This is a genomic window from Mesorhizobium sp. M1066, from assembly GCF_040318635.1.
GTDB lineage: Bacteria > Pseudomonadota > Alphaproteobacteria > Rhizobiales > Rhizobiaceae > Mesorhizobium.
Map to the genome: position 1 here is coordinate 24,298 of NZ_JAMYMR010000020.1, position 25,221 is coordinate 49,518.

The following is a 25,221-nucleotide window of genomic DNA, read 5'->3' on the forward strand; positions in this document are numbered from 1 at the left end:
GGGCGACCGCCTCTTTTTTTGTTTGGACTACGCCTTGTCGCGTATCTGCGTCATCGTCTTGGTCGGCGTGATCGCTTCGGGGTCGAGGCGGATTTCCACGATCGCCGGCTTGCCGCTGGCGCGGGCTCGTTCGAAGGCCGGGGCGAAATCGGCGGTCTTCTCGACCGTTTCGCCATGGCCGCCATAGGCGCGGGCGAGAGCCGCGAAGTCGGGGTTCTTAAGATCGGTGGCGACGACGCGGCCGGGATATTCGCGCTCCTGATGCATGCGGATGGTGCCGTAGATGCCGTTGTTGACGACGACCACAATGATAGGCAGGTCATACTGCACGGCGGTGGCGAATTCCTGCCCGTTCATCAGGAAGCAACCGTCGCCGGCAAAAGCGACCACGGTGCGCTCCGGAAACAGCTCTTTGGCAGCGACGGCCGCAGGCGTGCCATAGCCCATCGAGCCCGATGTCGGCGCACCTTGAGTGGCGAAGCGGCGGAAGCGGTGGAAGCGATGCACCCAGGTCGCGTAATTGCCGGCGCCGTTGGTGAGAATGGCGTCGTCGGGCAGCATCTTTTCGAGGTAGTTCATGATCGGGCCCATCTGGACCGAGCCGGGGCCGCCTTCAGGTGGCGTCGACCAGTCGAGATAGGCGGCATGCAGCTTTGGTGTCTCGGCTGCCCAGGTCGGCTCCGAGGCCGGCTTGCGCTTGGCGAAAGCGTCGATGAAGGCGGACGGCGAGGCGTTGATCGCCAGTGTCGGCCTGTAGACGCGGCCGAGCTCGCCGGCGGCGGCATGGATGTGGACCAGCGTCTGGTCGGGGTAGGGGCTTTTCAGCAGCGTGTAGTCCGAGGACGGCATTTCGCCCATGCGGCCGCCGATCAGGAGCACGAGATCGGCCTGCTTGATCGCTGTGGCCAGCTTCGGATTGATGCCGATGCCGACATCGCCGGCATAGTTCGGGTGCAGATGATCGAACAGCATCTGGCGGCGGAAGGAGCAGCCGACCGGCAGCGACCAGGCCTCGGCGATCGTGCGCATCTGTGCCACGGCATCGGCGTCCCAGCGCGTGCCGCCGAGGATGACGAACGGCCGCTTGGCCTTAGCCAGCAGCTTTTCCAGCGCATCGAGCTCCGCTTCGCCCGGCCGTGTCTCAACCGGCGTGTGTGGCAAGGCGATAGGTGCTTCGACGACGCTGGTCAGCATGTCTTCGGGCAGCGAGATCACCACCGGGCCGGGACGGCCCGATGTCGCCACCGCGAAGGCGCGGGTGACGAATTCGGGGATGCGCGAGGCGTCGTCGATCTCGACCACCCATTTGGCGATGTCGCCGAAGAACCTCTTATAATCAACCTCCTGAAAAGCCTCACGCTCCTTGGCGTGGCTGGCGACCTGGCCGATGAACAGGATGACGGGTATAGAATCCTGCATGGCGATGTGGATGCCGGCCGAGGCGTTGGTGGCGCCGGGGCCGCGGGTGACAAAGCAGATGCCGGGCTTGCCGGTCAGGCGGCCGTGGCAATCGGCCATCATCGCGGCACCGCCTTCCTGGCGGCAGACGATGGTGCGGATCGCAGAATCGTGCAGCGCGTCGAGCACCGCCAGATAGGATTCGCCGGGCACGCAATAGATGCGGTCGGTGCCGTTGGCTTCGAGCGCGTCGACGATGAGTTGTCCGCCGGTCTTCATTGTCCAGACTTCTCCAGTTCGGCAAGGATTTCTTGCGTGTGCTCGCCCAGGCGCGGCGACGGGCGCTCGTAGACCAGAGGCGTGCCGGACATCACCATCGGCGCGCGCACCGACGGCAGAAGATTGCCATGGCCGTCGTCGAGATCGAGCCGCATGCCGCGCGCGATCGTCTGCGGATCGGCAAACATCTGGCCGATCGTGTTGATCGGGCTCGCCGGCACGCTGGCCGCTTCCAGCTTGGCCAGCAGCGGATCGCGGTCAAAAACCTTCAGCGCCTCGATCATGCGCTCGCGCAGCTTGACCCGGTTGGCGACCCGGGCGGGGTTGGTGGCGAAATCGGGATTGGCAGGCAGATCGTCCAGCCCGACAGCGGCGCAGAATTTGGCGAACTGGCCGTCATTGCCGACCGCCAGGATGATGTGCCCGTCCCTGACCGGCACCACCTCGTAAGGGGCGATGTTCATATGCGCATTGCCCATCTGCACCGGCGATTGGCCGGAGACGAGATAGTTCAAATTCTGGTTGCCGAGCGCCGAGATCTGGGTGTCGAAAAGCGCCATGTCGATGTGCTGGCCGTCGCCGGTCTGCTCGGCATGGCGCAATGCTGCCTGGATGGCGATGACCGAATAAAGGCCGGTGAAGATGTCGGAGATGGCGACGCCCGCTTTTTGCGGCTCGCGGCCGACCTCGCCGGTGATCGACATCATGCCGGCCATGGCCTGGATGATGAAGTCGTAGCCGGCGCGCGGCGCATAGGGTCCGTCCTGGCCGAAGCCGGTGATCGAGCAATAGACGAGGCGCGGGTTGATCTTGCGCAGGCTGTCATAGTCGAGGCCGTATTTCTTCAGGCCACCGAGCTTGAAGTTCTCGATCAGCACGTCCGAGGTGGCGACCAGCCGGCGCACGGTCTCGGCGCCTTCCGGCGTCGAGAAATCGATGGCGATGGAGCGCTTGCCGCGATTGCAGGAGTGGTAATAGGCGGCCGACAGGTTCTCGCCGTCCTTGCCCATGACGAAGGGCGGGCCCCATTTGCGGGTGTCGTCACCGCCATCGGGGCTTTCGACCTTGATGACATCGGCGCCGAGATCGGCAAGCAATTGCCCGGCCCATGGCCCGGCAAGGATGCGGGCGAGTTCGACGACGCGGACGCCTTTCAGCGGGGGCTCAGCCATGGATCACCGTGGTTGCCGCAATCACCGTGATTGCTGCGAAAGCAGAGCCTCTATCAAGCCCTGCAACGGCTGTCACGGCTCTTGCAATGGGCCAATCCGTCACGCTTTGAGGACTTCGTCGGCCCAAATGGCGAAATCATCCATGATGATATCGCGATTCACCTCGTTCAGGCTTTCGTGGCGGGTGTCGGCGTAAACCTTTGAAACCAGATTCGAAAAGCCCATCGTGCGCATGCGATCGGCAAGATGGGTGATCCCTTTGCCATAGTCGGAAGCCGGATCCCTTTCGCCGCCGACGATGCTGATGGGCAGGTCGCGCCGGATGCCGGCAAAGCCGGCATCCTTGCCGCCGTTCAGCGCCATCGAGACCACATCGCGCCACATCGACACCGAAGCATCCCAGCCGCAGAGCGGATCGGCGATGTATTTCGCCACTTCCGCCTCGTCGCGCGACAGCCAGTCGAACAATGTGCGGTGATTGGGCACCGCCTTGCCCCAGGCCTGGAAGGTGAGCTTTGGCAGAAGGCGCGACGGCACGTCGGAGCCGAGGCGGAACCGCTCCCAGGCAAGGATGCCCAGCGCCGCCTGCCCGAGCAGGCCTTGCGAAAAATTGCCGTTCCAGATAGCGGCGGCATGGACGCGTGGCGAGTGACCCAACAGGAAGTTCAGCGCGACCGACGCCCCCATCGAATGGCCAAACAGGATGACCGGTCTGTTTGGCTGTTCGCGGGCGATGAGATCATGGATGGCGCCGACGTCGGCTATCACCTTGGCCGGGCCGTCGCTGGCGGCGAACCTGCCGAGCGGCGCGTCGGGGGCCTTGGTCGCGCCATGGCCGCGATGATCGTGGACATAGACGTCGAAGCCGCGGGAGCCAAGAAAATCGGCAAAGCGGGCATAGCGCGCTGCGTGCTCGGCCAGTCCATGATTGATCTGGACGACGGCGCGTGCCCGGCCATCGGCCTGCCTGACGAAAAGATTGAGCTCGGCACCGGTTGGGGAGCGAACCACGCGCTGCTGGCTGAATGACATGCCGCCTGGTCCCGCCCTTGCATTATCGTCGTTGGCTTTGTTTGCGCCGGCCCACATTATGCGTCAATCCGGCAACCCCGCTTTTCGCGACGATGTTTCTTGCGTTCGGCCAGCAAAATATCGCAATTCTGACATGGAGACAGCTTCAGTCTGTCGCCCACTTGTCCAGCCGGGGATTTTCCATGCGTATTGGTGTCGTTTTCGGATTGGCCATGCTGGCCGCGTCGCTGGCCGGTGCCGCGCGTGCCGACGTCAAGATGAGCGGCTCCTTTGTGGCCGACGCTGCCTGTCCGGCAACGCAAGCGATCAAGAACGGCAAGAACCCCGGCAATGTCTCGACCGATGCCGGGCAGAGCTATCAGCTGCTTGCCGGCAACAAGGATACGCCGACGCATTATCTCATCCTGGTGCCGGGTGCCGATCCGGAGCGCCGCTGGGTGAAGGTCAGCTGCGGCCACGTTTCCGGCAGCAGCGCGGTGACCGTGCCGGCCGCACCTGACGGGCAAGGCAAGCCGGCGGCATCGGGGAAACCTGAATACGTCTTCGCGCTGAGCTGGCAGCCGGCGTTTTGCGAGACAAAGTCGAACAAGACCGAATGCAGGGCGCAGAGTGCTGGTGATTTCGACGCCACGCATTTCACCTTGCACGGTCTCTGGCCGCAGCCGAACGGCAATTTCTATTGCCAGGCGACGGCGAGCGACAAGGCCAACGACAACCCGGCCCACTGGAAAGACCTGCCGCCGGTCAATCTTGACGCCAACACCCGCACGGAACTCGATCAGGTGATGCCTGGCACGGCCTCCCACCTCGATCGGCATGAATGGATCAAGCACGGCACCTGCTACGGCAAGAGCCAGCAGGACTATTTCTCCGATGCGCTCAACCTGATGCGCGCGGTGAACAGCTCGCCGGTGCGCGATCTCTTTGCCAAGAACATCGGCGGCAAGCTGACGGCGGACCAGATCCGCGGCGCTTTCGACACTGCCTTCGGGGCGGGAGCAGGGGATCGCGTGCGCGTTTCCTGCGTCATCGATCCGTCGAGCGGCAGGCGGCTGATCGGCGAACTGACGCTCGGCCTCGCGGGTCCGATCGGGCCCAACAGCTCGCTTAAGGATCTGCTGCTGGCTTCGGTGCCGACCAACAAGGCCGGCTGCCCGACAGGCAATGTCGACGCGATCGGGTTCCAGTAAGTACGGGCGGTTTCCTGGTGGCGGTTTCCACCGTGACCGGTCTTCGGCGGCAGAAGAAGTCGTAACGACAGAACTAGATCTGTGCGGATTTGGTCCGCGCAGCGGCCGTGTCGGCTTCTTGGCCGCCCGGCTCGCCGATGACGCGATCGCGGCCGGTCGACTTCGCCTTATAGAGACGCTGGTCGGCAAGCGCGAACAGGTCGGCAAGGCAGCGCGTGGTTTCGCTGACGCTGGAAACGCCGGCGCTGACGGTGAATTCGAATCGACTGGTAGCCGCTGAAGCCTTGATCGCATGGCGAATGCTTTCGCCAAACAGCCTGGTGACCGAGTGCGGACGAGAACTGAGGATGGCGAATTCCTCACCGCCGATGCGGAACACCTGGTCCTCGGGACTGGCGACCTCGCGCAGCAGCGCGGCAACGGCTTTCAACACCTTGTCGCCTTCGGCATGGCCGAAACGGTCATTGATCGATTTGAAATGGTCGACATCGATGATCAGCAGGCTGAGCGGCCTGGCGGTGCGCAGGCTGGTCTGGACGGCGGCTTCACCGTCGGCGTCGAAGCGCCCGCGGTGCAGCAGGCCGGTCAGGCCGTCCCGTCCGACATGCTCGACCAGCGCTTCGTAGCGTTCGCGATAGGTCAGCGTATCGAAGATATCGGTCAGGCCGCGTGGCGCCGTGATCTGGCGCTCCTCGAACCATTTGAGATAGGCGACGAGCATGGTGCTGAACGTCACTGCCGCCGCCATCTTGGCGAACCAGCCGCCGAAAAAGACGGCTATCGGCGCGCCGGCAACGAAATGCAGGGCGGTGAAAAACCCGGCCTGGTCGAAGGTCAGCACGCAAGCGACCGAAATCAGGATGCGCGCGAACGGCGCCTTGCGCAGATGACGCCCGAGCTTTTCATAAAGCAGGATGATCAGGATGGCATCGACGAACAGCAGCGTCGTGCCCCACACCATCAGCCAGCCCATCTGGTCGATGAAGCCGATGTCTGGAAGCCTGCCGTCAGGAAGTGCCGCGATGACGTGCAGGCGCAGCAGCAGCACCAGCCCGATCATCAGCGCATTGCCGAGCAGCAGGCCGTAGATCGGCTGACGCACAGTTGCAGCGTCCTCCTTCATATAGAGCAGCAAAAGCATCACCAGCTTGCCGGAAAACAGCACCGCCGAGCCAGGCGAGACCATGCCGAACGGCAAGGCGACGTAAAAAACGCTGGCGAGGTAGGTCTCGAGGAAGTGCATGACACCGAGCGCGCAGATGAACACGCCGAGGCCGATACGCCTCCGGAAGCGGAAAAGCGTCACCATGACGCTGAAGTAGACGACCGCTTCGGCAAGGAGCAGGAAACTGTTCAGCAATGCCGTCGACCCGATCTCTTTCTCGAAATCGCGAATAGCGAGCGATTCCACTCCGATCCTGTTTTGACGCCGAAGAGTTAACCGGAGATTTCAGCACGCTTCGTGCTGGTGGAAAACTTCGGCGGTTGGCGGACACTTCCGCGTGTGACCGGGCAGATATGGCAAAAGCGATTGCCGTTCGCCGCCGCATCGCCTACATAGCGGCCAACCTCCACTCAATTCGACAGATCCAGTCAGTTTTCTGGGCAGTCAGTTTTTTCAGGGAAAGCGCGCGTGGCACGCCAGTTCATCTATCACATGGCCGGCCTCAACAAGGCCTATGGCACCAAGAAGGTGCTCGAGAATGTCCATCTCTCCTTCTATCCCGACGCCAAGATCGGCATCCTCGGCCCCAACGGTTCGGGCAAGTCGACGATCCTCAAGATCATGGCCGGGCTCGACAAGGAGTGGAACGGCGAAGCCTGGCTGGCCGAAGGCGCCACCGTCGGCTACCTGGCGCAGGAGCCGGCGCTCGATCCGGACAAGACCGTGTTCGAAAACATCATGGAAGGCGTTGCCGCCAAGACCGCGATCATCGAACGCTATAACGAATTGATGATGAACTACTCCGACGAGACGGCCGACGAGTCGGCCAAGCTTCAGGACGAGATGGACCGGCTCAACCTGTGGGATCTCGAACAGCAGGTCGAGATGGCGATGGAAGCGCTGGGCTGCCCGCCCAAGGATTCGGAAGTCACCAAGCTTTCGGGCGGCGAGCGGCGCCGTGTCGCGCTCTGCCAGCTCTTGCTGCGCCAGCCGGATCTTTTGCTGCTCGACGAACCAACCAACCATCTCGACGCCGAAACCACGGCGTGGCTGGAAAAGCATTTGCGTGCCTATCCGGGCGCCGTGATGATCATCACCCACGATCGCTACTTCCTCGACAATGTCACCGGCTGGATCCTCGAACTCGACCGCGGCCGCGGCATTCCCTATGAGGGCAACTACACCAAATACCTCGAAGCCAAGGCCAAGCGCCTCAAGCAGGAAGGCCGCGAGGACGATGCCCGCCAGCGCGCCATCGGCCGCGAGCGCGAATGGATCCAGTCGAGCCCGAAGGCCCGCCAGACGAAGTCCAAGGCGCGTATCCAGGCGTTCCAGGATCTTTTGGATGCAGCCGACAAGCGGCGTCCGAGCGATACGCAGATCGTCATCCCGCATGGCGAGCGGCTCGGCAATGTGGTGATCGAGGCGGAAGGCCTGTCGAAGGGCTTTGGCGACACGCTTTTGATCGACGGCCTGGAATTCAAGCTGCCGCCCGGCGGCATCGTCGGCGTCATCGGCCCGAACGGCGCCGGCAAGACGACGCTGTTTCGCATGATCACCGGCCAGGAAAAGCCGGATGCGGGCTCAGTGCGCGTCGGCGAAACGGTGAAGCTCGGCTATGTCGACCAGAGCCGCGATGCGCTCGATCCGTCAAAGACGGTGTGGGAAGAGATTTCCGGCGGCGCCGAAGTGGTCAAGCTCGGCAAGTTCGAGGCCAACACGCGTGCCTATTGCGCGTCGTTCAACTTCCGTGGCGGCGACCAGCAGCAGAAGGTCGGCAATCTATCCGGCGGCCAGCGCAACCGCGTGCATCTGGCCAAGATGCTGAAGACTGGCGGCAACGTCCTGCTGCTTGACGAACCAACCAACGATCTCGATACGGAAACGCTTGCCGCACTCGAAGACGCGCTGGAAAACTTCGGCGGCTGCGCCGTCATCATCTCGCACGATCGTATGTTCCTCGATCGCCTGGCGACGCACATCCTTGCCTTCGAGGGCGACAGCCATGTCGAATGGTTCGAAGGCAATTTCGAGGATTACGAGCAGGACAAGATCCGCCGCCTCGGGCCCGATGCCGTCAACCCGCACCGCATGACCTACAAGAGGCTGACGCGGTAAGGGGTTTTTCGGGCGGCGAATTCTCAAGAAGACGTGAGGAGTTCACATGGCTGATTGGTCCGCCGCCCAATATCTGAAATTCGAGGATGAGCGCACGCGGCCCGCGCGGGATCTGGTGGCGCAGGTCCCCGTCGACTTCCCGCGCCGGGTCGTCGACATCGGCTGCGGGCCGGGCAACTCGACCGCGCTGCTCGTCGAGCGCTGGCCGGATGCGCAGGTGAGCGGCTTCGACACCTCTCCCGACATGATCGAGAAGGCGCGGGCGCGCCTGCCCGAGGTCACCTTTGATCTGGCCGATGCCTCCAAATGGCAGCCGGCGGAGCCGGTCGACGTGATCTTCGCCAATGCGGTGTTCCAGTGGCTGCCCGAGCATCCCGCTGTGTTCCAGCGGCTGATGGGTTTTCTCGCGCCAGGCGGCGCGCTGGCCATCCAGATGCCCGACAACATGGGCGAGGACTCGCACCGCCTGATGCGGGATACCGCCGCCGAGATGGCGTTTGCCGAAAAGCTCAAGGGCGCGGCACGCGGGCCGTTGCCGCCGGTATCGTTCTATTATGATCTTCTGTCGCCGCTCAGCGATCGGCTGGATATCTGGCACACCATCTACAACCACCCGCTTGCCGATGCGCAGGCGATCGTCGAATGGGTGAAGTCGACGGGCCTGAAACCGTTCCTCGATCCGCTGGGTGCCGATGAGCGGACGCTGTTCCTCGAATGTTACACGGCCAAGATCGCCGAGGCCTATCCAAAGACGGCTGATGGCAAGGTGCTCTTGCGCTTTCCTCGCATTTTCATTGTCGCAAAACGAGCTTGATTATCCGTGTTGCGCGGCGTCTTAGGGCCGCTTGGCTTTGCCTGTGGCCATGTCGAGGATCGGCTTAAGTCGGCCCAGATCTTTGGTTTAAGCCGGCGTAAACCGCCTCGGTGAGAAAACTGTTGCGTCGGAGCATTCCGGCGCCCACATGAAGCCGCAGCGCCTGCGGATGGGACGGACTGGACATGCATCGCGTCATCATCAGCGGCATCGGCGTTGAAATCCCCGAACCCACAATCACCAATGAAGAACTGGTCGCCAGCTTCAATGCCTGGGTCGACCTGGAAAACGCGCGTCGCCAGGATACTGGCGAGCCGCCGCTGCCGAAATCGGACAGCGACTTCATCGTCCACGCCTCGGGCGTGCGCACCCGCCATGTCATCGAGCGCGAGGGCATTCTCGATCCGACCCGCATGGCGCCGCGCATTCCGGCGCGGCCCGACGACGCGCTGTCGCTGGAGGCGGAGTTCGGCATCGCCTCGGCGAAGAAGGCCCTCGACCACGCCGGGCTGCAGCCGTCGGATATCGACCTGGTGATCTGCTCGGCCTCGCATCACCAGCGGCCCTATCCGGCGATCGCCATTGAAATGCAGGAGGCGTTGGGGACGAAGGGCGCCGGCTTCGACATGGGGCTTGGCTGTTCCTCGGCCGCGGCCGCCTTGCACGTCGCCGTCAACCTGGTGCGGTCGGGCGCGCACAAACGCATCCTGGTGACGACGCCGGAGATCATCACCGGGCATCTCAATTTCCGCGACCGGCAGACGCATTTCATCTTCGGCGACGCTTCGGTGTCGATGGTGGTCGAAGGCCTGGCCAAGGGCGACAAGCGGCCGGGGCGCTTCGAGGTGCTCGACACGCGCGTCTGGACGCAGATGTCGAACAACATCCGCACCAATCTCGGCTACCACACCCGCACCGCCCAGGATGATCCCTACATGATCAATCTGGAAGGCAATCTGATCAAGCAGGTCGGCAACAAGGTGTTCAAGGAAGTCACCGTCGCCGGGCAAAAATTCATCGTCGAATTCCTCGCCGAGCATGGGCTGACGCCGCAGGCGATAAGGCGCTTCTGGCTGCATCAGGCCAATGCGCGCATGAATGCGATGATCCTGAAACTGTCGTTCGGCCACGAGGTCGACCACGACCGCGCGCCGATGGTGCTGGAGCGGCTTGGCAACACGGCGGGCGCCGGCGCCATCGTCGCGCTGTCGGAGAACCACGCCGACATGAAGCCCGGCGATTTCGGCCTGATCTGCGCCTTTGGCGCGGGGTATTCGATAGGCGGTGCGCTGTTGCGGATGCTTTGAGCTTGTCTGGTCAAGCTGGTGCGAACGGCACCAGCATTGGAACGCGGCTGGCATAGTCGTCATAGGCACTGCCCAACTCGCCGCGCAGGAAGCTTTCTTCCAGTCTTGCCTTGGTCACGATGCCGATGATGAGCAGGGCGGTTCCGGCTATGCCCCAGACCGTGCCCTTGGCCGCCATGGTGGCGAGGATCGCCAGCAGCAATCCGGTGTAGATCGGATGCCGGACCAGGCCATACGGGCCTGTATTGATGACCCGATGCCCGGCCTTGGCGGTGATGGTGCCCGACCACAGCCTGCCGAGATGCAGGCGCGCCCACCAGGCAAAGGCGATGCCGATGGCGATCAGGGCGACACAGATCCAGGCTTCGGAGAGATCAGGCATCCACAGCCTGAGCCGGCCTTCATAGCCGTGCGCCGGAATGAACAGCAGCACCGCGCCGGCCACCCAGAGACCCCGATAGCGGGCCTCTGCCCTGAACCCGGCGCGCTTCTGGGCAGGGTCGGACCACAGGGCGGCGACGGCCCAGCTTCCTGCCCAGATCAACCAAAGCAACGTGATTGCCGTCACAGGTCGCATGATCAGCCTCCGCAAACCGTCTGGACGTCACTATGAGACCGGCACCACGCGGCAGCAATGCGGTGCGAAATCGATGACAGGTAAGAAAAGCGTGATCGCGATCCTATCGGCGCTGTTGATCGGACGATCAGCACTTTCGACTGGACGCCGGGAAGCCCGCCCGGCTAACTCGTCGAATGACGATTGGAAAGAACGCCATGCCGGATCTCTTCCCCGAGGCAGAAAAGCCGGTTGAAATCATCCCCGCGCGAAAGCTTGCCGCCAGGGCGGCAGCGCTTTACGTGGCGCCGGCGGATCATTTTCAGACCCGCCCGGTGGATGAATTGCGGCTGGGTTTCGACGGCATTTCAGGCGACTTCCATGCCGGACCGACACGGCGCTCGGGCGGGCGCGAGCCCTGGTATCCGCGCGGCACGGAAATACGCAACGAACGGCAATTGTCCATAGTGGCGGCGGACGAGCTGGCCACCGTGGCCGAACGCATGGGCCTGGCCGAGATCAGGCCGGAATGGATCGGCGCCAATCTGGTGATCGAGGGAGTGCCGAACCTCTCCATGCTGCCGGCCGGCACGATGCTGTTCTTCAAGGACGGCGTGACCATCAAGGTCGACGCGCAGAACGGCCCGTGCCGCATCGCCGGCCGGTCGATCGCCGAAAACGCCGGATTGGCCGACGTGGAAGCCGGCGCGATGTTGTTCCCGAAGATGGCGAAACGTTTGCGTGGCGTCGTCGCCTGGGTCGAAAAGCCGGGAACGGTCAAGACCGGCGAGGAGATTTCGGTGCGCGTGCCGGAGCAGTGGATTTATCGTGCCTGAGGGTATGCTGATATTCAGGTAATGCCGGCCTGCGAAGAGGTGACACCGCGCTTCCATATTCAGGTATCTAAATGTGCGCTCCATTTCGGTTCTCGGAGCCCGCTATTCTCGATTCGACCTAACCTGAATCTCAACAGTACGTGCGGTATCCGACACCGCCGGCTGCTTAGCCGTGGTCACGCCGGTGCGTTCAGGCGTTTACAGCGTCGGTGAATTGCATGGTATGAAGCGTCCTGGTTGCTGGGGGGCTCAAGCAAATGGAAGATAGAACTGTCCGCAGCGTCGCGATCGGCGCTTTCATTCTGTGGTTAATCTGGGCGCTGCACCCATTTCTCGCGAAACGGATGTTGATCCCGTGGGACCCGGAAATCATGGGGCAATGGGGAGACAGTTTCGGTGGACTGAGCGCGTTAATGTCAACGCTAGCATTCGCTGCCGTGTTCTTCACTCTGCGCCTCCAGCAGCGCCAAATTCGTGAAGCCCAGCGCGACCAGCATATCCAGCGGTTCGAGAGTACCTACTTTGAGGTTCTTCGCTTATTCCGCGAGGCTCGTGACGCTGTCCAGTACAAATATGGCGACGACTACATCAAAGATCGCAAGATGAAGCCAATGTTCAACGTTCTTGCCTCGGGGTCTGAGGCCATTCGTCGAGCCAATTTTGAAATTCTTTGGCAGCTCGAAAATGTCACGCAGGAGAAAATTGATTCAAGCCTTGTGAGCATGATCTACGAGAAAGCGGTCATAGACAGATATGAAAGCACAACCGGCCCTTATTTCCGGCTGCTTTACACGATGTTGTTCCGTATTAAGGAGGACAAGCTTCTGACCCTTTCTGAAAAGCGGCGTTATGCAAACCTTTTTCGAAGCCAGTTATCCTCGCATGAGGTGGCGCTGGCAGGATTCAATGGACTTAACCCTGTATCGAAAGACCTCTCTGATCTAATCACCGAATACCGTCTGTTGAAGTATCTTCCAGAAGATTTTGGCCGTAGCTATCTTGGTAAATGTTATCCCAAGCAAGCATTCGAAGACAGACCTGACTAGGAATCGCAGGTCTTTAATTCCGTCCCCATTCTGAAGTCACTTCGGCGGGGTTGTCATTTGCCACAACTGCAGCAGGAATTTCTCTAATCGCGTCAGCGCGCTACGCCGCCCCGGGGAGACGGCGTAGCAAACACGCTGGGCTTCAACCCTTGCGGTTCTTCTTGGCGCCTTGTGCCATGACGGACACGTGGTCCCACTTGTCCCAGGTGGCGAGCCGGTTGGCGTATTCCTGGCGTATCATCGGCAGGCCGCCGTCGCCGAAGAACACTCTGAGCGGTGGCTCGACCGCATCGACAATGGCCAGCATGGCCGGCCCGGTGGCCTCGGGATCCCCGGCGACCGAATTGGCGCGGCGCTCGGCCATCTTGGCACGGGCGGGCGCATAGGCCTCGATCGGTTGTGACACCTTGGCCGACGGGCCGGCCCAGTCGGTGGAGAAACCGCCGGGTTCAACCAGCGTCACGTGGATGCCGAATTCCGCGACCTCCATGCTCAGCGACTGGCTGAAGGCCTCCAGCGCCCATTTCGAGGCGTGGTAGAGGCCGAGCGAGGCAAAGGCATTGACGCCGCCGATCGACGAGATCTGGATGATGTGGCCTGAACGCTGTGCCCGCATGATCGGCAGTGCGGCCTGAGTGACCCACAGCGCGCCGAAGACATTGGTTTCGATCTGGTCGCGGGCTTCCTGTTCGCTGACCTCCTCGATGGCGCCGAAATGGCCGTAGCCGGCATTATTGATGACGACGTCGAGCCGACCAAAACGCTTGTGCGCTTCGGCGACAGCGGCATCGACGGCTTTCTTGTCTGTGACGTCGAGCTTAATCGCGGCAATCCTGTCGCCGTATTTCTCGACGAGATCGGCGAGCGTGCCGGCATCGCGGGCAGTCGCTGCGACGCTGTCGCCACGCGCGAGTGCCGCCTCGGCCCAGACGCGGCCAAAGCCCTTCGACGATCCGGTGATGAACCAAACCTTGTTTGTCATGATCTTGGAGTCCTTGCCCCTGCGGGCGTGATTTTGGGTGAAAGCGGAGGCTTCTCCGCTTTCGGGCATATACGGTCGATCCTCTGATTTTCCAGAGGCGGCGGGTATCTTTTGAAAAAGACGCTTGAATTATCAGGGATAATGCACCGGGCTCGACCAAGCCGGGTCGTCGTGCTTCTCCCAGTAGAGTGCCATCAGCCGACTGGTGATCGCGCCGACCTTGCCGTGCGCGATCCGGACGCCGTCGATCTCCGTCACCGGCATGATGCCGCCTGCGGTCGAGGTAATAAAAACCTCGTCTGCCTCGCGCAATGCGGCGACACTGACATCGGTGGCGGTTGCGGCAAGACCTTCTTCGGCGCACAGGTCAAAGACAGTGCGGCGGGTGATGCCGGGCAGCACGCCAATAGAAGGCGTCGAGAGTTTTCCATCCTTGACGCAGAAGACGTTGAAGCCCGGGCCTTCGGCGACATTGCCGTTGAAGTCGAGAATCAGCGCGGTCTCGGCGCCGCGGTCATAGGCGTCATAGAGACCGCGCACCAGATCGAGCCAGTGGTAGTTCTTGATCGCCGGGTCGATCGAGGCCGGCGGAATACGCACCTTGTCGCTGATGGCGACACGCAGGCCGCGCTGCAACTGCTCGGCATTGGCGACCGAGCCGAACGGCACGGCGAACGCCATGAAGCGGTTGACCGCCTGGCGCGGATCGCGGCTGAAGGTCGGCGATGCGCCGCGCGTGCACAGCATTTCGACATAGGCGGCGCGATGACCCGACAGCGCCACGCAATTGTGCAGGATTTCGGTCACGCCCTCGCGGTCGAACGGGATGGTCATGCGCAGCTTTTCCAGCCCGCCGAAGAAGCGGTCGAGATGCAGATCGAGGCGGAAGAAGCGGCCGTTCCAGACATGCACGGTGTCGTAAGTGGCGTCGGAATGCAAAAATCCCCAATCCAGCACTGAAATCTTGGCTTGCGACATCGGCAGGTACTGACCGTCGAGAAAGGCGATGCCGTTGGGGTAGGAGTGCGGGTCGACATGACGGTCGCCAACCACGGGCAGTTGCTTCTCGTCGTGTGTCGTCGTCTGGCTCATCGGGGCCTCCTGTCGCGCAAGGCGAGATCAGCAGGCTATCGGCGCTGGGCAGAAGGCATAGAGCCACCCGCTCGGCGCTGTTCGGCCTCCGGGGATCGATACATTGGTTTAGAATTGACCTATGTTGTGGGCGTCGATCAGGAGGGGATATGGACAGGTTTGGGATCGTGGTTACAGTTCTGTCGATTTTCGCAGCCGCGGGCGAGGCCAGCGCGCAATGTGTGAAAGAAGGCGAGGAACTCTGCCAGAGCGGCCAGACCTATCGCTGCGAGAAAACCGGCAGCGAATTGACACCGATCTTCCAGAACCTGCCTTGCGCGGTGCCGTCGCTGAGCGGCACCTGGGTCGGCAGCGGCCACCAGAGTCCGGCCGGCGATGCCGGGGCCGACTGGCCGATCGCCATGACGATCAACGATGGCGGTGCGTCGATCGACTATCCGTCGCTCGGCTGCGGCGGCTCCCTGTCCCAGACGTCCCGGGACGACACATCGGCGGAATACCACGAGAGCATCACCTACGGTCAGGACAAGTGCATCGACGGCGGCAACATCACCGTCAGGTTTTTCAAGGGAAATCTGTCCTGGACGTGGGTCGGCCAAGCCGACGGCCAGCCCTACAATGCCGTCGCCGTGCTCGCGCGGAAATAACGGCGTTCATTCATCCTCGTCGTCGGCATCCAGCAGGCGTGTCGCGCGCCAGCGGGTGAGCACGATGTTGGTCTGCTCGATGACGAAGAAACGTGCCGAGTCGCGGTCATAGCCTTCGCTGAGCAGTTTTTCGTAGTCGGTGTGCACGTGGCGGATATGGGCAATGGTCGCCAGCCACACGGCGATGCCCGGCGGCAAGGTCTTCATGTGAACCAGGCCGGCGTCAGTGCGGATCTTCTCCATGTCGGCATAGGGCGCCAGCGGCAACAGCGCGGTCAGCGCCTTGGCGATGGCACGGCGGCGGCCGGTCGGCGCCGTCATCGGCGAATCCTATTGGGCTCGTCGCGCCCTTCGACGGTCGCCTCGGCAATGGCGTCGGTCGAGGCGAAATAGGGTTTCAGGTCGATGATCGGCGTGCCGTCGAGCACGTCGATGGCGTCGAGATCAATGCGGCCGGTGCCGATGTCGACGGCAATCAGCCTCGCGATGTGCAGCCCGATGGGATTCGGGCGGGCAGGGGAGCGGAGCGAAAATACGCCTTTCGCTTCAGCCGCATGGCGCGGTTTCTGCACAATCAGGTCCCGCGGCGCATGATGCAGCCAGGACAGGATGATGACGTGGCTGGCCCGCTCCAGTCCTTGCAGTCCATTGCGATAGGGCGCGTCGATGGTCAGCACCGCCGGCTGTCCGGTCTCGCGCGCGCTGCGCATGTTCTTCGGGCAGGTTTCGCGCGTCGTCCATAGCGAGGCGATGCGGCCGACGAAGACGATGCCGCCGTCAGGCGTCATCAGTGCCGGATCGTTTTCCAGCCTCTGCTCGCCTTCGCGCTCCTCGAACATCTCACGCGGTCCGGTCATTTTGCTCTCATCTCGCATCTTTTGTTCGTGCATGTCGTTGTCCCAAAATCGCAACGCACTTTTGGGGACAGGCACCAAGCGGCCACGCAAGCGCCATTTTCTTGTCCGGAAGCGACATAGCACTTGCATGATTTCGAAAATCGACATAAACATATGTTTATATCTTTTCAAAGAGAATACGCTGATGCATGTCTCGCTCGACACCATGGTGGATACATTGAAGGCGGCGGCCGAATCCAGCCGCTTGCGCATACTGGCACTGTTGTCGCGCGGCGACCTCACCGTTTCCGATCTTACCGAAATTCTCGGCCAGTCGCAGCCGCGCGTTTCGCGTCACCTGAAGCTCTTGCTGGAAGCCGGGTTGATCGGCCGCTACCAGGAGGGATCTTGGGCCTTCTTCCGCTTGTCGGACGCGGATTCCGCGCGGGACTTTGTCATGGGGCTGGTGTCCGGCATTCGCGGCGCCGATCCGCAGGTCGAACGCGACCTCGAGCGGCTGGCTTCGGTCAAGCGCAAGCGGCAGGACCGGGCGGTCGAGTATTTTTCCGTGAATGCGGCGAGCTGGGATCATATCCGCTCGCTGCATGTGCCGGACCGCGCCGTCGAGGCCGCAATGCTGAAGCTTGTCGGAAAACGGCCGTTCCAGTCGATGCTCGATCTCGGCACCGGCACCGGGCGGCTGCTCGAAATCTTCTCGCCGCTCTATCGGCGCGGCGTCGGCATCGACATGTCACGCGAGATGCTGACCGTGGCGCGCGCCAATCTCGACAAGGCCGGTGTTTCGAATGCGCAGGTGCGGCAGGGCGACATCTTCGCGCCGCCGGTCGAGCGCGACGCCTTCGATCTCGTCACCATCCACCAGGTGCTGCACTATCTCGACGATCCCGCCCGCGCCATCCATGAGGCGGCGCGGCTTTTGCGCCCGGCCGGGCGCCTGGTCATCGTCGACTTCGCGCCGCACGCGCTGGAATTCCTGCGCGACGAGCATGCGCATATGCGGCTCGGCTTTTCCGACCGGCAGATCGCCGACTGGTTCGCGGAAGCCGGGCTCGATCTCGAAGAGGCCCAAGAGTTCGAGCCGCGCGGCGGCAACGAGGCCAGGCTCACCGTGAAACTCTGGCTTGGCCGCGACCGGCGCCTGCTGATCGCCGATCCTTCCAACGACACAAGGCAGATAAGGGAAATCGCCTGATGAACCAGTTCCGTTTTTCCCGCCGCCCCGACATTGGCGACAAGGTCAGGGTTTCCTTTGAATTCTTCCCGCCGAAGACCGACGAGATGGAGGCAAGGCTGTGGGACACGGTCACAAGGCTGGAGCCGCTGAAGCCGAAATTCGTTTCGGTGACCTACGGCGCCGGCGGCTCGACACGCGAGCGTACCGCGCGCACCGTGAAGCGCATCCTGACGGAAACCGATATTCCTGCCGCGGCGCATCTGACCTGCGTCGGCGCAACGCGCGACGAGGTCAACGCGGTCATCCAGGATTACAAGTCGATCGGCATCAACCGATTCGTGGCGCTGCGCGGCGACCCTGCCTCCGGCGTCGGCGAACCCTATCGCCCGCATCCCGGTGGCTACGAGAATGGCGCGGAGCTGGTCGCCGGGCTTAAGACGATCGCGGATTTCGACATCTCCGTCGCAGCTTATCCGGAAAAGCATCCGCAAAGCCCCGATTTCGCCACCGACATCGAGATGCTGAAACGCAAGGTCGACAATGGCGCGACGCGCGCCATTACCCAGTTCTTCTTCGACAATGATCTCTACGAGCGCTATGTCGAGCGCGTCCGCCGCGCCGGCATCTACATCCCCATCGTGCCGGGCATCCAGCCGGTTCACAGTTTCAAGCAGGTCGCGAACTTTTCCGCGAGGGCGGGCGCGCATGTGCCGGGCTGGCTGGTGGAGCGGTTCGAGGGCCTCGACCGGGACCCGCAGACGCATGCGCTGGTGGCGTCGGCGGTGGCGGCCGAGCAGGTCATGGACCTGGTCGAGCGCGGTGTCGGTGATTTCCACTTTTACACGATGAATCGAGCCGATCTGGTCTTCGCCATCTGTCACATGATCGGCATCCGATCGCATGGAGCGGAGGTCGCGGGATCGGCTGCGGCTTAGGCCTGAAGAAGCGTCCGAAATGCAAAAAGGCCGGGTAAAACCCGGCCTTTTCAATGATTTGGACTATGTAGTGCTGGTCTTCCCCGTCTTGGCGGGTCAGGGAAGAAAGCCCATAATAAGGGCTCCGATAAAGGCGAACGCAGCACAGATCATCAATGCGTTGATAGGCCTCGTAAGTCCCATGACATAGCCTCCTCTTAAAGAGCTATGCCTAGGAGTCTAGGTTCATTTGTGCCACAGGCAAGCGGAAAATGTGCTGCATTGCGACGTGATTGTGGAATTCGCGACCCGTCTTTTGCCGTTAGGCGTTGAAACTCCTAGGCAAAATCCAGCTTCAGACCTGTGAATAAATTATGGCGGTGATGTGTCTCTGTCGTGTCATGGCAGCGCTACCCCGGCGAAAGTCGAATCGACTTTCGCGCTACGGCGCGTCCAGTTGGACGCACGGCTAACGTCTTGCGAACAGCCGCCCGTCAATGGTGACGAGGCCGAGCGCGATCAGCACCACGCCGCCGATTTCGAACAGCTCCAGCCGCTCGCCAAGGAACAGGAAGCCGAGCAGCATGGCGCTGGCCGGCACGACAAGCGTGACCAGCGAGGCGTTGGTCGCGCCGGCCGAAGCGACGAGGTTGAAATAGAGGATGTAGGCGAAGGCGGTGGACAGAAGCGCCAGCGCCAGCACCGCCGCCCAGACCGGTGGTGAGGCCGAGAACAGGCCGGATGGACCGTGGGTGAAGAGCACGATCGGGATCATGATGATGGTCGACGCCGTCAACTGTCCGGTAGCGATGACCGGCGATGGCACGCCTCTGAAGCGGCGGGCGACCATCAGCGCAATACCGTAGGACAGCGAAGCGCCGATCAGCGCGAATTTGGCCCAGACCGGGCCGCCGAGCCCAGCAAGCAGGCCGGGGCCGATCATGACGGCCGTACCGGCGATGCCGAGCGCAATGCCGGCGAGCTTGTTCCAGGAGAGCTTTTCGTCGGATGTCAGCGCGTTGGCGAGGATCAGCGTCCAGAATGGCGTCGTCGCGTTGAGCACCGAGGCGATGCCGGCTCCGAGTTCCGTCTGGCCGGCGAAGATCAGCGAGAAGGGCACGACATTGTTGGTGAGCGCCAGCAGGAAGAACAGGCCGGCATGCGGAAGCGCGAGGCGGAAGGACGGACCGCGCAGGCCGAGATAGATCTGCAGCGCAATCGCGGCGATGGCGACGCGAAACAGCACCAGCACCAGCGGGGGGAGTTCCGCCACCGCGATGCGCGCAAAGAAGAACGAGCCGCCCCAGATCGCGCCGAGCAGCAGGAGTTGCCCCCAATCCTTGAGCACCATCGGCCCGCGTGGTGCGGATGTAGCGGCTATTGCCATGTGAGTCGCCCTCCCAGACGTATGCCAGTCAGGCAGAAGCCATATCCGGTTCGGAGACAAGGGCCACCCGAAACGTGATTGATGGCAAACGCCTGCCGCCAAGACCTAGCGCCCCAGCGTCAGCCGTACGAGACACAGAATTGTTTTCATTAGCCGCTAGCTTGGATTAATTGTGCGCAGGCTAGATCAAGGATTCGTCGATGCAGCGATTCGAGAATGCCCGCGAGGCGGCACTGGCGCTTCGCCCGGACGATCCGGTCTATTGTTTCCGCCCGCAAGTGCTGATGGCGGATGCCAGACAGTTCATGGGCATGTTCCCGGGCAAGACCGCCTATGCGGTCAAGACCAATGGCGAGCAGATCGTGCTGAAGACCCTGGTCGAAGCCGGCGTCAAGGCTTTCGACGTCGCGTCGCCGGGCGAGTTCGCCGCCGTGCGTGCGGTCTCTCCGGATGCCGAGATGCTCTACATGCATCCGGTCAAGGCGCAGTCGGACATCAAGCTGGCGCTGGAGAAATACGCCATCCGCGTCATTTCGCTGGATCACGAGGACGAGATCACCAAGCTGACGCGAGTGGTGCGGGCGCTCGACATCGATCCGGGCTCGATCAGCGTGTTCGTGCGGGTGCAGACCAAGGGCCATGCCGCTTACGAGCTGTCGAAGAAGTTCGGCGCCGGGCCGGCCTATGCCGTCGAACTTGCCGAGCGGCTGAACCGTACCGGCTACAAGGTTGGCCTGTGTTTCCACGTCGGCAGTCAGATCGAGGATCCCGACACCTATGAGCGGGCGCTGGCCTCCGCCGATTGGGTGCGCAACCGGCTGACCTTCGATATTGCCGGGCTCGACGTCGGCGGCGGTTTCCCCGCCGAATACGGCCACGATCCCAACCGCAAGCAGATCGAGATGCCGTCGCTCGGCCAGATCATGTCGCGGCTTTCGGGCGATCTGAAAGAGTATCAGTTCGACCAGATGTCGCTGGTGGCGGAGCCGGGCAGGGTGATCGTGGCGCGCTGCCTGTCGCTGATCGTGCGGGTGCTGCTGCGCAAGGGCAAGCGGCTCTACATCAATGACGGCATCTGGGCGTCGCTGTCGGATTCATGGACCGGCAAGATCACGCTGCCGGCCCGCTTCATTCCCGATCCTGCAATCCGCTCGCGCAATGGCGAGGAGAAGAACATCGTGCCGTTCAAGGTCTGCGGGGCGACCTGCGATTCCGTCGACATCCTGTCGCGGCCATTCTGGCTGCCGGAAACGGTCGATACCGGCGACTGGATCGAGATCGGCCATATCGGCGCCTATTCGCTGTCGCTGAGGACCCGCTTCAACGGGTTTTACCCCGACACCTTCGTCGAGGTGACGACGCCGTTCGACGAGGGCGACGCGCCACAGGGGTTTGCCAGTTTGGAGACGATGGCGGATTAGTAAATAGGGAATAGGGTGGCAGGCACGGCTTTCGGGATAATTTCTACTGCCTACTGCCTACAATTTCCCCAGAAGCTCCGGCGTCGGCCAGCCATCCACCGGCAGGCCTAGCCGCATCTGCTCCTTGCGGATCGCCTCGCGGGTGTTGGTACCCAAAATGCCGTCGACCGTGCCGACGTCGTAGCCCCTGGCTTCCAGCTTGGTCTGCAACGCCTTCATCTGCTCGTTGTTGAGGCCGGTTTCGGGATTGCGCGGGTCGAGCGGCGGCGCGCCTGCCAGTCGTGCGGCAAGGTTGGCTGCCGTCAGCGCATAGGTGAAGGACTGGTTCCATTCGAGATAGATGTCGAAATTGTCGTAGGCGAGGAAGGCTGGCCCCTTGCGGCCCATCGGCAGCGCCAGGCCTGCTTTCAGGCCGTTGTCGACCAGCGGCGCGCCACTGGGGTAGGTGACGCCCCATTGCGCCCACTGCGACAGCGGCAGCTTGTTGGTGCGACCGGTCTGGTCCCACGGCATGTCTTCGGGCACGCGGACTTCCTGAATCCAGGGCTGGTCGCGTTTCCAGCCGCGCGACAGCACTTTGTTGGCGGTGGTCATGATCACATCGGGCACGCTGCCGCGCAGGTCGATCTTGCCGTCGCCGTCGCCGTCGACGCCGCGTGCCAGATAATCTGAGGGCAGGATCTGCGTCTGGCCGATTTCGCCGGCCCAGGCGCCCGTGACATCGGCCGGCAGCACGCCGCGATCGATCAATTGCAGAAGCGGTATCAACTGAGGCCGAAACAGTTGCGGCCGGCGGCAATCATGGGAAAGCGTCACCAAGGCGCTCAGCGTGTGGAAGTCGCCCTGCACGGCGCCGAAATCGGTCTCCAGCGCCCAGAAGGCGGCGATGATCGGCGCCTGGACGCCGAACTGCTGATCGGCGCGGGCGAAGACGTCGGCGTATTTCTTCATGTTTGCCGCGCCTTGCTTCAGCCGGTAGGCCGAGATCATGCGGCTGGAGAATTCGACGAAGGTTTGGGTGAAAACGCCCTGGGCGCGGTCGCGCGCCAGCACCTTGTCGTCGATGGTTGCCGCTTCAAGGGCGTCGAGACCCGCTGTACCTACGCCAGCCGCCTTGGCTTCCGCAGCGACGCCCTGCTTCCAGGATTCGAAGTCGCCGCCGCATTCCTGCGCCATCGCCGGCAAGGCCGTGGCGCACAAGGTCAGCGCAGCCGCGAGGACTTTGGAACGCAGTCGCATCAGCTTCCTCTCGAAACGAATAGCGGGCAGTTGTTGTGCTCCCCGGAAGCCCAACGCCCTGAATTACTGGCGGTTGCACTTTTCACCGCTGGCTGTGTCGAAAAGCAGGCGGCAGGCCCGGTGTCAACGGGTGTTCTGCCGCAGCCACTTATTCCCTGCGGCTTCGCTGCCGTTGACCCGGTGTCAACGGGTGTTCTGCCGCAGCCACTTGTTCCAGGTGGCTTCACTGCCGTTGAAGACGTTGATGTCGGCCTTGCCGGTCATACCCGGAATGATCCCGGTTCCGGTGTACTGCCAGAATGTGAAGGGGTGGCTGCCGTATTTCTCACGCGGATGGCCGGCGACGGAACGCAGCCAGTAGGGATAGCCGCGGAACCCCGCCAGCCCGTTGTCGTCGAAGAAGTCGACCGAGGTGTAGATGATCGGCTTTTTGCCGTAGTGCCGTTCGACGATCTCGAGGAAGGTGGTCATCTCCGCGCGCACCGTGGCGGCGTCGGGACGCAGCCTGCAGGTTGGCGACTGCGGGTTCCATTCCATGTCGAGGACGGGCGGCATTGCCGAGCGATCGACGGGGACGTTGCGGATGAACCAGCGCGCCTGCACGGCAGCCGGGGTGCAGAAATAGTAGAAGTGATAGGCGGCTCGCGGAATCCCGTTGGCCTTCGTGTGCGCCCAATGCTCGTTGAAGTATTCATCGAAGCGATCGCCGCCCTCGGTCGCCTTGATGAAGGCGAAGGAGATGCCGCTGGCCCTGGCCGCCGGCCAATCGACCGAGGTCTGGTATTTGGAAACATCGGTGCCGTGGACGGCATAGTTCCACGGCGCGCCGCTTTCCCATTCATGCGGTTTGGAATCGGCAAAGCGCGGCGCGCGCACGGCAACCGTCGGGCTGCTCGAAGCGGACGGCGACAGCGGCGAGAGATCGTCCACGGTCGAGCAGGCGCCAAGCAGCGTCAGCATGATGAGGCCCGCAAGACGGCGCATCGCAATTCCCGAGCCGGATTCAGCCGGTCGCTGATGGGTCTATACACTGATGGCCGGTTTTGTGATCGGGCCCCCTCCGAGCGATCGCCCCACAGCATCGCTCAGCATATCCTGTGATCGCCGATCATGGTTGATAATCCGTTGATGGCGCTCGACAAGCATTGTGATTTGCGGAAGCAATGGCGGCAAATCGATGACATAAGGGTCGCGCAGGGCCCGGAGGAAATAAATGCGGATCGTGGTCAAGATCGTCAAATGGCTGCTTGGCCTGATCGTTCTGGCGATCGCCGCCCTTTTTGCCTGGCTTTATATCGCGCCGCCGGAGTTGATCAGGGTCGGCTCGGGCTACTCGGCCAAGATCGTGTGTTCGAACGTCTTCATTGCCGGCCGCGATCCCAATGAGGTGCTCGCCGTCGACGTGCAGGCACCCGGGCATCCCCTGCTGCGGCTAATGCGTGTTTCGGTGGACAAGAACAGGGGAACGGTGTCGGCGGGCCTGTTCGGCTTCCTCGGCAAGAGCATCGCCGTCGCCCGTGACGGGCTGGGCTGCGCTTCGGTTCCGGACGGCGATGTAGGCAAGGCGCGGCGGACCGCAATCCAGGCGGAGCCGTCGGCGGCCACCATGGGCGACCTGTGGCCGCACGGCGAGCGCGTCGAGGCATCACAGGATCCGGTGATTGCCAAGCTGCTGGACGATGCGGCGCTGACCGGCGCCGGCATGCGCGCGGTGGTGGTGGTCAAGAATGGCCGTGTCGTCGCCGAGCGCTACGGTGATGGCTTTTCCGCCAGGACGCCGCTGCTCGGCTGGTCGATGACCAAGACGGTGAACGCCGCCATCGTCGGCACGCTGGTCAAGGACGGCAAGATTGCTTTCGACGACAAAAACCTGTTTGCCCCGTGGAAGGCGGACGGCCGCGCCGCGATCAGCCTTGCCGACATGATGGCGATGTCGAGCGGGCTGGAGTTCAACGAGGATTATGGCGACGTCGCCGACGTCACGCGCATGCTCTATCTCGAACCTGACATGGCGGGCTTCGCCGAATCCAAGCCGCTGGCTGCAGAGGTCGGCAAACAGTTTTCCTATTCGAGCGGCACGGCGGTGATGCTGTCGCGCCTCTGGCAGGACGCGATCGGCGACAAGGCCAAGGCGCTGACGTGGCCGCGCACGGCGCTGTTCGAGCCGCTCGGCATGCACAGCGCGGTGTTCGAGACGGACGAGCAGGGCACCTTCGTCGGCTCGTCCTATCTTTACGCGACCGCCCATGACTGGGCGCGCTTCGGCCAATTCCTGCTGCAAAGCGGGGTGTGGAACGGCAACCAGATCCTGCCAACCGGTTTCGTCGACTGGATGCGCGAGCCGGCATCCGCCTCGAAAGTCTACGGCAAGGGTCAGTTGTGGATCGAGGCCCCGGGCGATGAGGAAAACCCCGGCGCCAGCGTCGCGGCAGGCCTGCCCAAGGACACGTATTGGATGGAAGGCCATGACGGGCAGACGGTCGCCATCATCCCCTCGGAGCAGTTGGTGGTGGTGCGGCTAGGGCTGACGCCTGCCAAGTTCGGCTACCGGCCGCAGACGATGGTGGGGGCGCTGATCAAGGCGCTGCATTAGCG

General features: G+C 62.6%; 23 protein-coding genes. 11 read left to right on the forward strand and 12 right to left on the reverse strand.

Annotated features, from left to right (window positions below):
* Positions 1-27 precede the first annotated feature (27 nt).
* The 3 genes from NKH52_RS22375 to NKH52_RS22385 all read right to left on the reverse strand — a co-directional run bounded on the left by NKH52_RS22375 (position 28) and on the right by NKH52_RS22385 (position 3,881).
* Positions 28-1,677 carry a thiamine pyrophosphate-binding protein gene (locus NKH52_RS22375; RefSeq protein ID WP_352733801.1) on the reverse strand — a complete coding sequence of 550 codons (1,650 nt, stop codon included), beginning with the start codon at positions 1,675-1,677 and terminating at the stop codon, positions 28-30.
* Positions 1,674-2,849: a CaiB/BaiF CoA transferase family protein gene (locus NKH52_RS22380; protein WP_352733799.1), complete on the reverse strand. Its 1,176-nt coding sequence runs from the start codon at positions 2,847-2,849 to the stop codon at positions 1,674-1,676. The genes NKH52_RS22375 and NKH52_RS22380 overlap by 4 nt, the downstream gene beginning before the upstream one ends.
* A gap of 99 nt (positions 2,850-2,948) precedes the next feature.
* Complete coding sequence (locus NKH52_RS22385; protein ID WP_352733797.1) at positions 2,949-3,881, reverse strand: alpha/beta fold hydrolase; 933 nt, start codon at positions 3,879-3,881, stop codon at positions 2,949-2,951.
* A 182-nt stretch (positions 3,882-4,063) separates the two neighbouring features.
* On the opposite strand from NKH52_RS22385, the gene NKH52_RS22390 reads away from it, so the two are divergent.
* Positions 4,064-5,071, forward strand: a complete 1,008-nt coding sequence (locus NKH52_RS22390; protein WP_352733795.1) for a ribonuclease T2 family protein — start codon at positions 4,064-4,066, stop codon at positions 5,069-5,071.
* A gap of 73 nt (positions 5,072-5,144) precedes the next feature.
* On the opposite strand, the gene NKH52_RS22395 is transcribed toward NKH52_RS22390, so the two are convergent.
* Positions 5,145-6,431: a GGDEF domain-containing protein gene (locus tag NKH52_RS22395; protein ID WP_352733835.1), complete on the reverse strand. Its 1,287-nt coding sequence runs from the start codon at positions 6,429-6,431 to the stop codon at positions 5,145-5,147.
* A 273-nt stretch (positions 6,432-6,704) separates the two neighbouring features.
* Between NKH52_RS22395 and ettA the strand changes: the two genes are divergently transcribed.
* The 3 genes from ettA to NKH52_RS22410 all read left to right on the forward strand — a co-directional run bounded on the left by ettA (position 6,705) and on the right by NKH52_RS22410 (position 10,475).
* Positions 6,705-8,354, forward strand: coding sequence for an energy-dependent translational throttle protein EttA (ettA, locus tag NKH52_RS22400; protein WP_013530923.1), 1,650 nt, complete (start codon positions 6,705-6,707; stop codon positions 8,352-8,354).
* A gap of 46 nt (positions 8,355-8,400) precedes the next feature.
* Positions 8,401-9,168: a trans-aconitate 2-methyltransferase gene (gene tam, locus NKH52_RS22405; RefSeq protein ID WP_352733793.1), complete on the forward strand. Its 768-nt coding sequence runs from the start codon at positions 8,401-8,403 to the stop codon at positions 9,166-9,168.
* 185 nt (positions 9,169-9,353) lie between these two features.
* Complete coding sequence (locus tag NKH52_RS22410) at positions 9,354-10,475, forward strand: beta-ketoacyl-ACP synthase III (RefSeq protein WP_352733791.1); 1,122 nt, start codon at positions 9,354-9,356, stop codon at positions 10,473-10,475.
* 10 nt (positions 10,476-10,485) lie between these two features.
* Here the strand turns inward: NKH52_RS22410 and NKH52_RS22415 are convergent, their stop codons facing one another.
* On the reverse strand, positions 10,486-11,052 hold the full coding sequence (locus NKH52_RS22415; RefSeq protein WP_352733789.1) for a methyltransferase family protein: 567 nt from the start codon (positions 11,050-11,052) through the stop codon (positions 10,486-10,488).
* A 197-nt stretch (positions 11,053-11,249) separates the two neighbouring features.
* Between NKH52_RS22415 and NKH52_RS22420 the strand changes: the two genes are divergently transcribed.
* Positions 11,250-11,867, forward strand: a complete 618-nt coding sequence (locus NKH52_RS22420) for an MOSC domain-containing protein (protein ID WP_352733787.1) — start codon at positions 11,250-11,252, stop codon at positions 11,865-11,867.
* Positions 11,868-12,124: 257 nt separating this feature from the next.
* A complete protein-coding gene (locus NKH52_RS22425) occupies positions 12,125-12,913 on the forward strand; it encodes a putative phage abortive infection protein (protein WP_352733785.1) in 789 nt (262 codons plus the stop codon).
* A 142-nt stretch (positions 12,914-13,055) separates the two neighbouring features.
* Here the strand turns inward: NKH52_RS22425 and NKH52_RS22430 are convergent, their stop codons facing one another.
* Complete coding sequence (locus tag NKH52_RS22430; protein ID WP_352733783.1) at positions 13,056-13,895, reverse strand: SDR family oxidoreductase; 840 nt, start codon at positions 13,893-13,895, stop codon at positions 13,056-13,058.
* A gap of 132 nt (positions 13,896-14,027) precedes the next feature.
* Entirely contained in the window at positions 14,028-14,987 is a 960-nt protein-coding gene (locus NKH52_RS22435) for a D-amino acid aminotransferase (RefSeq protein ID WP_352733781.1), read from the reverse strand.
* Between the two features lie 149 nt (positions 14,988-15,136).
* Between NKH52_RS22435 and NKH52_RS22440 the strand changes: the two genes are divergently transcribed.
* Complete coding sequence (locus NKH52_RS22440; RefSeq protein ID WP_352733779.1) at positions 15,137-15,634, forward strand: hypothetical protein; 498 nt, start codon at positions 15,137-15,139, stop codon at positions 15,632-15,634.
* A 6-nt stretch (positions 15,635-15,640) separates the two neighbouring features.
* Here NKH52_RS22440 and NKH52_RS22445 read toward each other — a convergent pair whose 3' ends face one another.
* On the reverse strand, positions 15,641-15,955 hold the full coding sequence (locus NKH52_RS22445; RefSeq protein WP_352733777.1) for a DUF2293 domain-containing protein: 315 nt from the start codon (positions 15,953-15,955) through the stop codon (positions 15,641-15,643).
* On the reverse strand, positions 15,952-16,491 hold the full coding sequence (tsaA, locus tag NKH52_RS22450; RefSeq protein ID WP_352733775.1) for a tRNA (N6-threonylcarbamoyladenosine(37)-N6)-methyltransferase TrmO: 540 nt from the start codon (positions 16,489-16,491) through the stop codon (positions 15,952-15,954). Before tsaA ends, NKH52_RS22445 begins: the two co-directional genes overlap by 4 nt.
* A 184-nt stretch (positions 16,492-16,675) precedes the next feature.
* On the opposite strand from tsaA, the gene NKH52_RS22455 reads away from it, so the two are divergent.
* Positions 16,676-17,683 (forward strand): ArsR/SmtB family transcription factor, encoded by a 1,008-nt coding sequence (locus tag NKH52_RS22455; RefSeq protein WP_352733773.1) that lies wholly within the window; start codon positions 16,676-16,678, stop codon positions 17,681-17,683.
* Positions 17,683-18,600, forward strand: coding sequence for a methylenetetrahydrofolate reductase [NAD(P)H] (gene metF, locus NKH52_RS22460; RefSeq protein WP_352733771.1), 918 nt, complete (start codon positions 17,683-17,685; stop codon positions 18,598-18,600). Before NKH52_RS22455 ends, metF begins: the two co-directional genes overlap by 1 nt.
* 448 nt (positions 18,601-19,048) lie before the next feature.
* Here metF and NKH52_RS22465 read toward each other — a convergent pair whose 3' ends face one another.
* Positions 19,049-19,966: a DMT family transporter gene (locus NKH52_RS22465; protein ID WP_352733769.1), complete on the reverse strand. Its 918-nt coding sequence runs from the start codon at positions 19,964-19,966 to the stop codon at positions 19,049-19,051.
* A 200-nt stretch (positions 19,967-20,166) separates the two neighbouring features.
* Here NKH52_RS22465 and NKH52_RS22470 point away from each other — a divergent pair, with 200 nt between their 5' ends.
* A complete protein-coding gene (locus NKH52_RS22470; protein ID WP_352733767.1) occupies positions 20,167-21,387 on the forward strand; it encodes an alanine racemase in 1,221 nt (406 codons plus the stop codon).
* 57 nt (positions 21,388-21,444) lie between these two features.
* Here the strand turns inward: NKH52_RS22470 and NKH52_RS22475 are convergent, their stop codons facing one another.
* On the reverse strand, positions 21,445-22,626 hold the full coding sequence (locus NKH52_RS22475; RefSeq protein ID WP_352733765.1) for a lytic murein transglycosylase: 1,182 nt from the start codon (positions 22,624-22,626) through the stop codon (positions 21,445-21,447).
* A gap of 183 nt (positions 22,627-22,809) precedes the next feature.
* Complete coding sequence (locus NKH52_RS22480) at positions 22,810-23,610, reverse strand: glycoside hydrolase family 25 protein (RefSeq protein ID WP_127296027.1); 801 nt, start codon at positions 23,608-23,610, stop codon at positions 22,810-22,812.
* Between the two features lie 229 nt (positions 23,611-23,839).
* Between NKH52_RS22480 and NKH52_RS22485 the strand changes: the two genes are divergently transcribed.
* Positions 23,840-25,219 (forward strand): serine hydrolase domain-containing protein, encoded by a 1,380-nt coding sequence (locus tag NKH52_RS22485; RefSeq protein ID WP_352733762.1) that lies wholly within the window; start codon positions 23,840-23,842, stop codon positions 25,217-25,219.
* The last annotated feature ends 2 nt before the right edge of the window (positions 25,220-25,221 follow it).